Source organism: Candidatus Moraniibacteriota bacterium (genome assembly GCA_016699875.1).
In the GTDB taxonomy this organism is placed as follows: domain Bacteria; phylum Patescibacteriota; class Minisyncoccia; order Moranbacterales; family UBA1568.
The window spans coordinates 830,129-844,778 of the sequence record CP064989.1 but is presented as its reverse complement, the minus strand read 5'-3'; the positions used below and the strand labels follow the sequence as shown (position 1 = coordinate 844,778).

At 49.3% G+C, this 14,650-nt stretch carries 8 protein-coding genes and 2 rRNA genes; all 10 read right to left on the bottom strand.

Annotation, left to right across the window (positions count from 1 at the left end):
- Nucleotides 1-5 precede the first annotated feature (5 nt).
- Entirely contained in the window at nucleotides 6-842 is an 837-nt protein-coding gene (locus tag IPK84_04060) for a hypothetical protein (protein QQS15514.1), read from the bottom strand.
- Between the two features lie 138 nt (nucleotides 843-980).
- Nucleotides 981-1,092 (bottom strand): 5S ribosomal RNA (gene rrf / locus IPK84_04055).
- A gap of 92 nt (nucleotides 1,093-1,184) precedes the next feature.
- Nucleotides 1,185-4,463, bottom strand: a 23S ribosomal RNA gene (locus tag IPK84_04050).
- Nucleotides 4,464-4,858: 395 nt separating this feature from the next.
- Nucleotides 4,859-7,522: a hypothetical protein gene (locus IPK84_04045; GenBank protein QQS15513.1), complete on the bottom strand. Its 2,664-nt coding sequence runs from the start codon at nucleotides 7,520-7,522 to the stop codon at nucleotides 4,859-4,861.
- A gap of 144 nt (nucleotides 7,523-7,666) precedes the next feature.
- Nucleotides 7,667-9,427 carry a Flp pilus assembly complex ATPase component TadA gene (gene tadA, locus IPK84_04040; GenBank protein ID QQS15512.1) on the bottom strand — a complete coding sequence of 587 codons (1,761 nt, stop codon included), beginning with the start codon at nucleotides 9,425-9,427 and terminating at the stop codon, nucleotides 7,667-7,669.
- Between the two features lie 130 nt (nucleotides 9,428-9,557).
- Entirely contained in the window at nucleotides 9,558-10,847 is a 1,290-nt protein-coding gene (locus tag IPK84_04035; GenBank protein ID QQS15511.1) for a lytic murein transglycosylase, read from the bottom strand.
- Nucleotides 10,848-10,934: 87 nt separating this feature from the next.
- Nucleotides 10,935-13,025, bottom strand: coding sequence for an elongation factor G (fusA, locus tag IPK84_04030; GenBank protein ID QQS15510.1), 2,091 nt, complete (start codon nucleotides 13,023-13,025; stop codon nucleotides 10,935-10,937).
- A 73-nt stretch (nucleotides 13,026-13,098) separates the two neighbouring features.
- Nucleotides 13,099-13,566 (bottom strand): 30S ribosomal protein S7, encoded by a 468-nt coding sequence (gene rpsG / locus IPK84_04025; GenBank protein ID QQS15509.1) that lies wholly within the window; start codon nucleotides 13,564-13,566, stop codon nucleotides 13,099-13,101.
- Nucleotides 13,567-13,642: 76 nt separating this feature from the next.
- Complete coding sequence (rpsL, locus tag IPK84_04020; protein ID QQS15508.1) at nucleotides 13,643-14,059, bottom strand: 30S ribosomal protein S12; 417 nt, start codon at nucleotides 14,057-14,059, stop codon at nucleotides 13,643-13,645.
- Between the two features lie 260 nt (nucleotides 14,060-14,319).
- On the bottom strand, nucleotides 14,320-14,631 hold the full coding sequence (locus IPK84_04015; GenBank protein QQS15507.1) for a hypothetical protein: 312 nt from the start codon (nucleotides 14,629-14,631) through the stop codon (nucleotides 14,320-14,322).
- Nucleotides 14,632-14,650: the final 19 nt, after the last annotated feature.

Sequence of the window (14,650 nt, the reverse complement as noted above, 5' to 3'; positions counted from 1 at the left end):
CCCTTCTACCGGTTTAAATTCTGGAATGACTGACTCATGGTTGGGAGATAGGTGCGAATGAAAGTGTCGGTCCGATAGACATTGGCATCAGCTTGCACTTCAACTTTCTCAACGTCACCCTGGAATGGATCCGGCCACACTAGCGTAAAATCACGCTGCTCGCCGGAGCGAAGCGTCTGCATGTCTGTCTTCTGGAGCGCAACCACTTTCCCACCTCCATCGCGCAGCACAACGGCAATCCCAATATTCGTGAAATCAAACGGGCTGTTATTCACAACCAATCCTTTCGCCACACCGAAATTGACTCCGGATGCGCGCTCAAAGCTCCTATTATAGATATCGAGAGCCGGACGCTCCTTGTATCCGGCGAATTTTTCCCATGCTACATTTTCCAAAACAACCTCGACCTGAGATGGTTTCTCAGACAAGCTCAGACTGGTTTCGACAATATATTTTGTTTCTTTTGGAAGAATAAAGCTCACGCCAGACTGCTCCGCCAAGATTCTTCCGGACGCGTCGAGCACGCGAAACGTATACGGAACACTCGAAGCGCCATAATCATTGTTCGGATTGGATATCTTCCCGACGATATCATACTCACTGCCCTTCCCCGCAAACACCCACGCAGTTTCAACAACCCGGATATCCTCCAACACTGGCGCAACCGCGCACGCACCGCACACGCCACCGCAATCGATGCCGGTTTCATTTTGATTCTTCTTGCCATCAGTGCATGTCTCCGGAGGTTTGAATGGAAGATAGACAAGATAAGCAAAACACAGAAACAAAACGCCGTATATAGCACCAAATACCAATTTTTTCTGACTTCGATGATCCATCATACATGAAAGAGAATAATTTCTTCCAGTATAGGAAAAATAAGAAATACTGTCTAAAAGCCCGTGAAACATCCAGTGGAGTTTTTTTGACAGAAAAGTAAAAAGCCCTCGCAAGAGAGCTTTTCTGATTGAACGCACAGTACCTGGCATCGACCTACTCTCCCCCGCAAAGCGGGGTACCATCGGCGTGCGCGAGCTTAACGGCTCTGTTCGAAATGGGAAGAGGTGTATCCTCGCGGCAAGAGACACCAGATACGCTGAGCTCAATCAAAACATCAGCAAGAGAGCATGGAAACAATTGTGTCAGCCGTTTCGAAAAACGGTCTGATCGGCAACCGGAACATGAAGAGCGATTCGTAAATATATTAGTACTTCTCGGCTCCACCCTTCACAGGGCTTCCACCTGAAGCCTATCAACCTCGTAGTCTTCGAGGATATTTTGTTTCGATAAATCGAAACGATTACCTTATCTTGAGGTCGGCTTCCCGCTTAGATGCTTTCAGCAGTTATCCGGTCCGAACATAGCTACTCGGCAGTGCCCTTGGCAGAACAGCCGATACACCAGAGGTTCGTTCTTTCCGGTCCTCTCGTACTAGGAAAGACTCCTCTCAAGTAATGACGCCTACAGTAGATAGAGACCAACCTGTCTCACGACGGTTTGAACCCAGCTCGCGTACCGCTTTCATTGGCGAACAGCCAAACCCTTGGGACCTTCTCCAGCCCCAGGATGCGATGAGCCGACATCGAGGTGCCAAACCACGCCGTCGCTGTGGACGCTTGGGCGTGATTAGCCTGTTATCCCCGGGGTAACTTTTATCTGTTGATCTTCCACCCTCCTACGAGGGATGGTCGGTTCACTAAATTCCACTTTCGTGACTGATCGACGTATGGGTCTTTCAGTAAAGCAGGCTTGTGCTTTTGCGCTATCGGCCCGATTTCCATCCGGACCTAGCCTACCTTTGTAAACGCCTCCGTTGCCTTTTAGGAGGCGACCGCCCCAGTCAAACTACCCACCAGGCACTGTCCCCGGACCGGTAGCTGATTTCTAGAACGATATTGAACATTCGAACACGATAAATCCAACTGAAGCGTACTCAAAAAAAGAATACACTCAGTTATCGTAGAAACCAACTAACGGCCCAGGGTTAGAATAAAAATCGAAGCAGGGTGGTATTCCACTTGTTGGCTCCATCCCAACCGGAATCGGGACTTCATAGCCTCCCACCTAATCTCGGCAACCACAACTTCTATTCAATACCAAGTTATAGTAAAGCTCCACGGGGTCTTTTCGTCTAACTGTAGGTTGACGGCATCTTTACCGTCATTGCGATTTCACCGGGTCCTTCGTTGAGACAGTTCCCAAATCGTTACGCCTTTGATGCGGGTCAGAATTTACCTGACAAGGAATTTCGCTACCTTAGGACGATTATAGTTATCGCCGACGTTCACTGGCGCTTCGGGGATTGGCGTAAACCGCTCCCGTTAACGTTCCAGCACTGGTCAGGCGTCAGCCCCTATACTTCCCCTTGCGGGTTTGCAGAGACCTGTGTTTTTGGTAAACAGTCGCTTGGGAAACTTTCGCTGCGGCCCGTCTTGCGACGGGCAAGGCATATTGCAAACGTACGCCTAGCTTTTTTGCCGAGTTCCTTAACGAAGGTTCTCCCGTTCACCTTGGGCTACTCGCCCAGTCCACCTGTGTCGGTTTTAGTACGGTTATGAACACACGAACCTAAGAAGTTTTTCCTGGCACCCTGCTCCTCTTCGTTCATCCGAATAAATTCGGACGTCCAGAAATACCTTGGGAGAATGCCGGGCGGATTTGCCTGCCCGACGCCCTCAGTATCTCTACACAAATCCAATAATGCGCGAAGAATACTAGAATGCGTCACTCCATCGAATGTGTTCTATAGTATCGGAATATTAACCGATTTGCCATCGACTACGCCTTTCGGCCTCGCCTTAGGACCGACTAACCCCGGGACGATCGCCGTTGCCCGGGAAACCTTGGACTTTCGGTGTGCATGGATTTCACATGCATTGCGGTTACTCATGCCAACATTCTCACTTCCCTGCGCTCCACGCCATCTCACGATGCACGCTTCGGCGCACAAGGAACGCTCTCCTACCGCTTACGAACTTCATTGAGAGGCCGAGAAGAGAAAATCTCCTCAGCCACAAACGCAAAACGCTAACCTATTTCTTCTTGATTGGATAAACTGGACAACATTTCCAAAGTATCCAAAGGAACCAGAGTGAGACCACTCCATAGAAGCATTGCAGCCACCATGGAGCAGTCGCGTACATATTCAAAACTAAGCAACCAATTACTGCGCCACTCATGATTAGAACACTCCTCTCATGTCCAAGAAAAAACAATATCTCAATGAAGCTCGTAAGCCCGTATCTTCGGTACTCTGTTTAGCCCCGTTACATTTTCGGCGCGAAGTCTCTAGACTAGTGAGCTATTACGCACTCTTTAAAGGATGGCTGCTTCTAAGCCAACCTCCTAGGTGTCCAAGAAACTTCACTTCCTTTTCCACTGAACAGAGATTTAGGGACCTTAGATGACGATCTGGGCTGTTTCCCTTTTGAGATCCGAGCTTAGCCCCGGATTTCTGACTGCCGCGGTACGGGTATCGGGCATTCGGAGTTTGGTTGAAAACCCTACGGTTGCCCGCGAATTCTCATCCAGTAGCTCTACCTCCCGACCCTACTTCCGCGACGCTAGCCCTCAAGCTATTTCGGAGAGAACCAGCTATCGCCGAACTCGATTGGAATTTCTCCTCTACACACAAGTCATCCCCGAGTGTTGCACGGCTCGTGGGTTCGGGCCTCCACGAAGTTTTACCTTCGCTTCACCCTGCTCATATGTAGCTCGTCCGGCTTCGGGTCTTGTCCACGCGATCATAAACGCCCTTATCAGGCTCGCTTTCACTACGCCTCCGGAAGTTCACTTCCTTAGGCGACCACGTAGAGCAAACTCGTTGGCTCGTTCTGCAAAAAGCACGCCGTCATCCGCCAGCTGGCGGACTCCGACTCTTCGTTAGCGACATGGTTTCAGAAACTCTTTCATCTCCCTCACCGGGATGCTTTTCACCTTTCCCTCACGGTACTCGTTCACTATCGATCTTGAACAATATTTAGCCTTGGAAGTTAGTGCTCCCAGATTCAGACAGGGTTTCTCCGGCCCCGCCCTACTTGAGGATATATGCATCGCCCGTTTGTTTCTTTCGCGTACGAGACTTTCACTCTCTATGATTGGTCTTTCCAGTACCATTCCGCTAGAAAAAACGTGTGCGACCCCGTTCAACCGAGTCCATATACCTCGCAACCCCCCGACCGAAGTCGAGGTTTAGGCTGTTCCGCGTTCGCTCGCCACTACTGACGGAATCTCTATTGATGTCTCTTCCTCCGGGTACTAAGATGTTTCAGTTCCCCGGGTGCGCTCCACCATCCTATGTATTCGGATGCGTGATAACTCCGCTTATGCGGAGTTGGGTTGTCCCATTCGGAAATCCCCGGATCAAAGTCTGCTTGGCGACTCCCCGAGGCTTATCGCAGCCTGCTACGTCCTTCATCGCTTGTTCAAGTCTAGGCATCCACCATGCGCATGTGTAACCGCTTTTCATTGTTGTCCGAGAAACTTCCGTCCCTTGCGGGACGAGAGCCTTTCGGACCTTCGGTTGCCGGTCAGGCAGCTTTTACCCGACCGGCACATCGCTTCACCTACTCTCTTGTGCCTGCCACCCTTCCCCGCATTCCGCATCGTCGAGAAAAGAAGGCAAGTCCTGATTGTCAAGGTGAATTTCTGCGGAAATGAAAGTCTTTCCAATACAACCGAAAAAACTCAGCATTTCAGCACAAGGAATACAGTGAGAAAAAACGCTGGAGAAAGCTGTTTCTCCGTACGTAGTGCTCATCATAGCAAATGAAAACAGATTGTCAAGCTCGGCATCCCACGCAAAGAAAAAGTCCTCGTTTCCGAGGATCATTTTCTTTGGAAGAGAGGTTAGCTCCCTCTAAGGAGCTGGTGTTTCCGGCGTCTCGGCAGGAGCTGGCACAGTCGCTCCAGGCGCTGGAATCACCGCCGGAGCATTCGTCACATCTTCAGCGGCCGGCGGAATCTCTGTCGGAGCTTTTGATGCCGGTTCCGTTGATATATCCGATGCCGATTTGGCAAGATTTCCCTTTCCACTCTTTACATTATCAATAAGCACATTGATTTGCGTCCGGGTTTCCGCGTACGTATCATCCCTGAAAATATCAAGGAGCTTCTCGTAGGTTTCTATCGCCTTATCCGATTTCTTTTCCTTCTCGTAGATAAATCCGAGATTAATGAGAATATTCACATTGGATTCATCACGCTTCATGGCATCGAGGGAAACTTTTTCTGCCTGATTGAGATCATCCTCCGTGCCCCGAACCTGAAGAATTCTTGCGAGATGAAAAGATGCATCGGAACTCGGACCGATTGAGAGTGCTGTCTTGAGGTCTTTTACTGCGCCGTCAATATCTCCAAGCGCTTCTTCAGTGAGCCCTCGGTTCAAGTATCCCGCAATGAAATCAGACTTTTTGTCTAGCGCCGTATCAAAATAACTTTTTGCTTCATTCAAGAGGTCGGCCCGAACTGATTTTTTATCATCGCGATTAGCAAGAACACGATCAATCAGTCCGAGTTTTACATAAAAGTTTGGATTCTTCGGTTCAAGATCGAGTGCGCGATGATATACCTCGCTTGTCCGTGCCAGAACATCCGGATCCGACCCTGCAAGAAGACTCACGTTTTCATAAACCTGCCCGGACACTTCATAGACCAAGACATCATTTGGCATGCGCTTTGTTGCCTCGTCGACCAGAGGAATAACACTTCGCTCAACTGTCGACTTTATCATATCAAGATTCCGTTCATCCTCAGGTTTCGCCGCTTCCTTATTTACAAGCGACATATACATCTGTCCGAGTACTGCGTAATATCGCCCTTCATACGGTAAAAGAGAGAGTGATCGAGCCATGGAAGACAGCGCGTCAGAAGTCACTTCGGCTGATGCCAAGCGGCTTGCTTGCCCGGCGCGCACATCTGCCAAAAATGCCTTCCCAACAAACGCAAAGAGAAATGCTACACCAGCGGAAACCACCATAAAGATAAAAGCAAGCGCAAGCGCGAACTTTGGAGACGCTTTCAATGAAAGACGAATAGATTCATCTCCTTGCCCGCTTTCTTCCAAGAGAACCGGAATTGCCAAGAAAAGAATCAACATGCCATATATAAATACCGGTCCCTCGATTGGCATCTGAAATATAGCCACAACGAAGACCAACGCTGACGCCCAGATACCCAGCGAAAACATCTTGTTGCGCTCCTTTTCCCTCGAAAGCCCTACAAATCCAACCCCAAGAAAAACGAGGAAGAAAATAAGGAAGAAAAACCCTCCCACTACACCAACCGTTGTCAGCATCTCCAGGAAAAGATTCCCACTCTGGTAGAAACGGAAACTGCTTTGGAGACCCTGATTCAAACTATCCGGCTTATAGAGAGAGAAATCATAGCCATATGTCGCCGGACCGGAACCCACGATCAACCGCTCCTTCAAGGCATCTTTGGCAATTATCCAAGACGAGGCCTGATCAAGCGCCACCTCAGGAAGAATCGTAGTTTTCTTCGAGATAAACGCATTTCCCTGGTTGCCAATCATCAGAAAGATGAGCACCAGTACAAAGAGTGCCATCGGCATCCAGTTGAACTTATCTCCCAAACGAACAACCTGCGCCAACACGTAGATAAGAAAGAAACTCACTCCAACCAAGACAGAAAACCACGGACTAAACGCATAAACCGCCATGAGAATATAGAGATCCAGGAGGAGACCAATCGACAGTGTCACGATACTAACCCAAAAAAACCAGTTTTTTTCTTTGAACCATTGAAAAAGCGAGATAATGCCAATGAGGAAAACCGGCAAAATCATTCCAAAGAAAAGCGTGAGTGACCGCAAAGTGCCAAAAAGACTGAGTGGAGCATACTTCAACAACGCTTCCGGCAAAAATCGAACACCAAAGAACGCGAGTGTTGTCCACAACGCCACCAAAACCCCAGACAAGAGAATGGCGCCCAGCATAATCTGGAAACGCCGCATATTGATATGGCTCACTATAAAGAAATACGCCAGAACCAATGCGGTAATACTGAGAAACCCGCGTGACGGATCACCAAAAAATCCCCAGAGACTGTGCCATTTGTCGACCGAAAAGAAACAGGAGATTCCCACTATCACCCAGAACAAAAGGAGCGGGATATCCAGAGGCGTATGTCGAATGCGAAGCTCGCCTGTCACAATTGCTTTCGAAACCCAACCAACCAAGCCTAAGAGCAACCAAAAATAAAAATATATCTGCTTTTCAAAAACAATTCCCTGAAGCGTAAGGGAAAGGAAAAAGAGCGGAAATCCAAAAAAGATCATGAAAAGACTTGTTGTCGCAAGCCCATCCAGAAACTTCGCTATCCATGAAGCGCGATCTGATGACACTCGAACACTCTCGCTTCCTGATGATGGAGATGTAGTCATCCCTTGCCCCATAAAACTATGCATTCCCGTCCGCACAGGAGTCGCGGGTCGACTGGGAAATTCCGAACGGATAGTTTCGCCATTCCGAGCGCCAAACCGGATAGATGTATCTTCGCTCATAGGATCATCACGATAACATTTAGATTTGAATACGAACCACTCTCTCCACTTTTTTCAAAGAATCGCGATTCTGTAAAGAGAAATGGCCTGTTTGCACGGGTACGCCCAATTTTACCACACCAAAACAAAAATAAAAAAAACAGCTTATTCTTTGGTCACACGAAGAATTTCTTCTACTGAGGTAGCTCCAAGTATGGCTTTGAGGAAGCCGTCTTCCACCATAGTAAGCATACCAGCATCACACGCTGCTTTCTCGAGGACTTCGGAGGTTGACGATTCCATAACGAGGCGGCGAATATTGCTCGTCATTTCGAAGACCTCATAGATGCCAATTCGACCGTGATAGCCCTCCCCGCCACATTGATCGCATCCTTTGGCGCGGAAAAACAGGATATCTTCCCAGTTGGAGATATTTGCAATCTTTTCCTTCATTTGAGGTTCTCTCTTGAGAGATACCATAATCTCATCCAGATTGAATGTTTTTCCAAGCGTTGTCACTTCGGCCTTCTTCATATGATACTCTTCTCGACATTCGACGCAGAGCCGACGCACCAAGCGCTGCGCAATGACAACATTGGTCGTCGAAGCAATCAGGAAGGGCTCCGCGCCCATGTCGATCATGCGGGGAATTGCCGCAGCAGCACTATTGGTATGGAGCGTCGAGAGAACCAGATGTCCTGTCATAGCGGCATGGAGGGCGATTTCAAGCGTTTCTTCATCGCGAATTTCCCCAACCATGATAATATCCGGATCTTGACGCAAGAGTGCCCGCAGCGCCGCCGCAAACGTCATGCCAATCTTCGCATTTACTTGCGTCTGATTCACCCGTGGCATGCGATATTCTACCGGATCTTCTACAGTGCTGATGTTCACCTCATTTGTATTCAGAATATCCATCACCGTATACAGCGTCGTTGTCTTCCCGCTTCCGGTTGGTCCCGTCACCAACACCATCCCGTTCGGCTTCTTGATTTCGCGGTGAACAATCTCCAATGGAACTCCAGCAAACCCCATCTTTTCCAGAGTAAGTCCCTTCGAGGATTCATCGAGAAGACGCATCACGATCTTTTCACCATCGAAAACCGGGAGAATGCTCACACGAAACGAGATGCGCCGCTCCTCGCTCTCCAATTTGAATCGACCGTCTTGCGGTAATCGGTGTTCATCCAACTTCAAATTGGAGAGCACCTTGATACGCGCAACAATACCGGCGGCAATATCTCGCGGCAAAGTCATAGCATCATGCAAAATACCGTCTATGCGATAACGGACATGCACTTCTTTTTCCTCGGGCTCAATGTGAATATCACTCGCCGACTGCAATATCGCATGCTTAATGAGTGTATCCACAACACGAATTACCGGTATACCTTGCGCCACTTTCTCAAGGTTCTGTTCAGGATCGGCTTCAGCGCTGTACTCTCCATCTACCGCATTGTCGGTACTCAAAATATCGCCAAATTCCGCCTTGAGACTCTTTTCATATTGGCGAAGCGCTTGATTGATACTCTCATCCGTCGTAAGACACGGAACGATTTTCAGACCCGTCTTCTTCTTAATGAAGTCTATGGTCTGAAGATCGTCCGGATTGAGCATTGCTACTTTCAAATTCGTCCCCGCTTTTTCAAAAGCGACCACATGTGATTTCTTGGCAATTGGCTCCGGGATAATATGGAGAATATCCGTCGGAATCGCCTCCTTTGCAAGATCAACGAAAGGGATGCCTAAAATATACGCGTACAGTTTCTGCAAATCGGTCTCGGAAAGCAGTTTCTTTGCCAAAAGCACTGTGCCCAGTGGCACCTTCGATTGCTCTGCCTCCTGAAATGCAACTTCGAGCGGCTCCACCGTCACCAAATCAGAGTCGAGAATAAATTCCTTAAGTTGTTGATTTTTTATTTTCATGTGTGCAAACCGCAGGAAATATCCGCACTAACTCCTCCCAAAAAATTTCCACCGTATCTTTGCAAATCCTCTTTCGCTACAAAATCTTCAAACCCTCGACAAAACACATTTTGCTTTCGCCGAACAGATATCAATCAAAGAGCTTCTTATAATTCTTCGACCAGTAGACAATACCATTGTAGTAATTACTGTAGAAGGTACCGAGGTAATTTATCGACGCTTTTTTGATAACCGATTCCTTATCGGAAGTTGCCCCTGCTTTGCGAAGCTTGAGAGCCATTGCCATCACGCCATCGGTCAAATTCCACGGATCCGGAATCTTGTGTCCCGTCTTCGATGCCACCGAAGAAGAATACCCCTGCCACACATCCGACATAAACTGAGATACGCCCATTGCCCCACCCTGCCCGATATATCCGCTCGGCGAGCAGGATACTTTCTTATTCTTACTGTATCCCAGATCATCAACAAGATCATAAAAAATCTCCTGCCGCTCGTAAAGAAGCGCAATAGATGATTTGTATTTCGAACCGTATTTTTTATATCGCGCCACAGCAACCTTCTCCACCTCTTTGTATGTACACTGCCCGGTATTCGCACCGAGATTCGTCTCCATCTTGAGGAATCCGTAAAGCACGCCTTTGGGCACGTCGGTCTTATCACTCGCAAATTCCACCGCCTCCTTGATATCTTTCGCATTGTAAGATTTGCCTGTCAGCGTATTCAAATCACTTTCCAATTCAGCAAGCTTCTTCTGCAACTCCTCTATGGTTGCCGTCTGTTCAGCTACATCTTGAGCAATCTCCGATTGATTTTGCGCAAGCACCGCTTTCTCAGCATTTTTCTGGGCGAGCGCTTCTTCGGATTCTTTCTTCTTTGCTTCAAGCGCTGTCTTCTCTGTTTCCCGATCCTCTTTGAGGCGCTCCATATCGTCCAAGATACTCCCGATCCGCGACCCTATCGTCGCAAATTGCGTCGACGTATCGAGCATTTCCGACAACGTCGCATCACCCAGAGCAATGTCTGCCGGCGAATCCGATCCGCGCAAATACGCCTCGCGCACCAAATCCGCAAGCACTGCCTGTTTGAGTGCGATCTGTTGATCCGTCAATTCGATTTCCAGGGCTGCTCGCGTAATAGAGTCTTTCGTATCAAGGATAGCCGCCTGCGTCTTCCGCACCGCCGCTATGGCGACACCAAGCGAGGCATTTACCTGATTGAGATTCTGCTCCAAAGTCGCCTTCTTCTTTGTTGCCGCTTCGATTTTTTTCTCAACTCGACGTATGTCATCCTGCGTATCTTCAACATCATCCTGCGCCACCGCCACAAACGGCAACGCCGCATTCGAGAGAAGCGACACTAAAGAAACCACTGAGAAAATTGTCCTCCGCAAACGACCGCGGAACAAAATTTGATTCATCAACTTGAAGTATACCATGCCTTAAAGAAGAAAAAAACAAAAAACCCCCGTTTAGATACGGGGGTTTGATTTCGAAAACAATGCCGGTTATTTCTTTTTCTCGCCGCCCATTATTTCTTGGGAAACATTGGAAGGCACTTCGGCGTAGTGACTGAATTCCATCGAGGAACTCGCTCGTCCCTGCGACATGGAGCGCAACGATGTCGCATAGCCAAACATCGACGCAAGCGGCACTTCGGCAACAATTTCTTTCACGCGAGCATTCCCCTCGCCTCGATCGTTCATCTCTTTTATAATGCCGCGCTTCGCGTTGATATCGCCAACTGCGTCGCCCATGAAGGCTTCCGGCGTGATAACCACCACCTTCATAATCGGCTCGAGAATAATCGGCTTCGCCCGACGCATTGCCTCTTTGAAAGCAAGTGACCCAGCGATTTTGAATGCCGCTTCCGACGAGTCAACATCGTGTGAGGAACCGTCATACACCACCGCCTTCACATCAACAACCGGATACCCGGCAAGCACGCCATTCAACATTGCCTCCTGCACGCCCTTATCGATCGGTTTAATATACTCCTGAGGCACGACACCGCCCTTTACCTCACTGGCAAACTCATAGCCCTTCCCCGCCTCCTGCGGCTCGAGGCGAATCCAACAGTGTCCGTACTGTCCGCGACCGCCAGACTGCTTGATATATTTTCCCTCAGCTTCCGCCGTCACCTTAATCGTCTCGCGATAGGCCACCTGCGGACGACCGACATTCACATCAACTTTGAACTCGCGGCGCATACGATCCACGATGATATCGAGATGCAATTCGCCCATACCCGAAAGAATTGTCTGACCGCTCTCCTCATCCGTATGCACACGAAAGGTCGGGTCCTCTTCGGCAAGCTTTTTGAGTGCCAATGCCATTTTTTCTTGATCAGCTTTTGTTTTCGGTTCGACTGCAATATCAATCACCGGCTCCGGGAAAGTAATCGATTCAAGAATCACCGGGCGGTCAGGATCACACAGCGTATCGCCGGTCGTCGTCGCTTTCATGCCGACAAGCGCGCCGATACCACCGGCGGATATTTCTTCGATTTCTTCGCGATGATTCGCGTGAATCTGCAAGATACGGCCGATACGCTCCTTCTCACCCTTGGTAGAGTTCAGCACGTACGATCCCGCCTTCACCACGCCGGAATACACCCGGAAAAAAGTAAGCTGTCCCACAAAAGGGTCTGTCGCTACCTTGAAAGCAAGCGCCGAAAAAGGAGCGGCATCGTCAACCTTCACCGTCATCTCCGCACCGGACTTCGGATCTGTTCCCTGTGCCGGAGGAATATCAAGCGGCGACGGCAAATAATCCACCACTGCATCCAGCACCAATTGAACGCCTTTGTTTCGGAGTGCCGTACCCACAAGCACCGGGATAAGTTTGGTGGAAATCACCGCCTTACGAAGTGCCACCTTAAGCTCGTCGACAGAAATCTCTTCGCCTCCCAAGAACTTCTCAATAAGCACGTCGTCCGTTTCGGATATTTTCTCCACCATGGTTTCGCGCCACTTCTTGACCGTTTCCATCAAATCACTCGGAATGTCGATCGACACCACTTTCTCCCCCATAGACCCTTCAAAGGTGTATGCCTTCATCTCCATCAAATCTACAATGCCGGAAAAGTCCGATCGAACGCCGATCGGATATTGGACTGCAACCGCATTCGGCGTCAGTCGATTCCAGATGGAAGAGAGCGCTGCCTCAAAATCAGCACCTTCTTTGTCTATCTTATTAATGAAACAAATTCGAGGCACGCTGTATTTGTCCGCCTGCCGCCACACCGTCTCCGACTGCGGCTCAACCCCTTCCTTACCGTCGAATACGACGACACCGCCATCGAGCACGCGAAGCGATCGCTCCACTTCCACTGTAAAATCAACGTGCCCCGGCGTGTCGATAATATTGATTTGGTGATTCTTCCAATAGCACGTCGTCGCGGCACTCGTAATTGTGATGCCGCGCTCGCGCTCCTGTTCCATCCAATCCATCGTCGCCTCGCCCTCATGCACTTCGCCAATCTTGTGCGTAATACCCGTATAGAAAAGCACGCGCTCAGTCGTGGTCGTCTTCCCGGCATCGATATGCGCGATAATTCCGATATTGCGATAGTCTTTGAGCGGTGTCGTGCGAGGCATACAATGAAGATGTTAAAGATTCGTTAGAGCGCGTCAGAACAAAAGATAGGTAAAAACAATAAGGTGGTAAAAACTAGGCAAAGTGTGCAAAGGCCTTGTTGGCTTCCGCCATGCGGTGGACATCCTCGCGCTTCTTCATAGCAAGACCGGTCTTATTGGCAGCATCGAGAAATTCATCAGCAAAACGTTCCGCCATCGGTTTCCCCTTCTTCTTGCGGCACACATCGCGAAGCCAGCGCATCGCGAGCATTTGCCGGCGATCGCCGGACACCGGGATCGGCACCTGATAATTAGCGCCTCCCACGCGGCGACTCTTAAGTTCGAGAAGCGGGGAAACATTCTTGACCGCCTGTTCAAACACATTAAGCCCGCCTTTCTTGGTCCGTTCACGGATAATCTCAAATGAATCGTAGATAATCTTTTCCGCCACAGTTTTCTTGCCATCCCACATGATCATGCCGATAAAATGCCCAACCAATGGATTTCCATAGCGAGCATCAATTTTCCAGGTCTTATCAAATTGTCGTTTCCGTCGTGGCATAAAAAAGAGACACAGTTCAAGTTATATAAATCGCGAATTTCCAAAAAATTCCACGCTTTGCATTGCAAGTAAAAAACTAGGCTTCCTTCGGACGCTTTGCACCGTACTTCGAGCGGCTGCGCTTGCGATCGGCAACACCTGAGGCATCAAGCACGCCCCGTACGATATGGTAGCGCACCCCCGGAAGATCTTTCACGCGACCGCCGCGAATCATCACAATGGAGTGCTCTTGCAAATTGTGTCCGATACCAGGGATATATGCCGTCACTTCCATACCGTTGGTCAGGCGGACGCGCGCGATCTTGCGGAGAGCGGAGTTCGGCTTCTTCGGCGTTGTCGTCGAAACTTTGAGACACACCCCGCGCTTGTAGGGACCCGTTGAATTGGTCGGATGATTCTTAAGCGTATTCATCACAAACCCAAACGCGGGCGACTTCGACTTCTTGGTGGATGAGACCCGCGGACGGCGGACCAGCTGATTCAGTGTCGGCACAGGAGTAAAACTTAAAGACAAATAAGATATTCCGGAGCAATACGAACAAAAAAGCGACAACTCGCTTGCTTCCCGATACTACGGGAAGTTCTTGCTCTTGTCAAGCAACCGCACGACAGCTCCCGACAGCCTGCTGCACAAATTCTCCCACATGTAGCAATAGCTCCCCAATCTCCAAAAATAAAAGACCCCGCCATACCGACAGGGTCAAAGACCACAAAAACATTCCATTGATTCTTTTCTTTCATTTCAAGCCATTACTACCTCGGCTTTCCGATATACCAGATATCCAGATTTCCCGGATCATACCCGACTGGCACACTCAGCCCCATTTCTTGCGCTTTGAGAAGCATGCCTGTCCAGAGGGAAACGGTATTGACCGACGGCCAGTCATAGTCCGGGTTCGCCTGCAGAGCTTGCCCGTTCGCTTCCGGAACGCCCCAGAGTTCCAAGACGCCTTCGCTCGTCACATCGTACCAGAGGGCGCTCGGGTTGAACATAATCTCCGCCGACTGAGCCGCATTGGCAACGGTTAAAAACGTTGCCAGAAAGGCAACGATGTATTTCTTCATCTCTTCTTACTCCTCTTCT

Coding starts and splice junctions, on each gene's coding strand:
- IPK84_04060 (QQS15514.1), bottom strand. CDS start 842: ATGATGGATCATCGAAGTCAGAAAAAATTGGTATTTGGTGCTATATAC.
- IPK84_04045 (QQS15513.1), bottom strand. CDS start 7,522: ATGAGCGAAGATACATCTATCCGGTTTGGCGCTCGGAATGGCGAAACT.
- tadA (QQS15512.1), bottom strand. CDS start 9,427: ATGAAAATAAAAAATCAACAACTTAAGGAATTTATTCTCGACTCTGAT.
- IPK84_04035 (QQS15511.1), bottom strand. CDS start 10,847: ATGAATCAAATTTTGTTCCGCGGTCGTTTGCGGAGGACAATTTTCTCA.
- fusA (QQS15510.1), bottom strand. CDS start 13,025: ATGCCTCGCACGACACCGCTCAAAGACTATCGCAATATCGGAATTATC.
- rpsG (QQS15509.1), bottom strand. CDS start 13,566: ATGCCACGACGGAAACGACAATTTGATAAGACCTGGAAAATTGATGCT.
- IPK84_04015 (QQS15507.1), bottom strand. CDS start 14,631: ATGAAGAAATACATCGTTGCCTTTCTGGCAACGTTTTTAACCGTTGCC.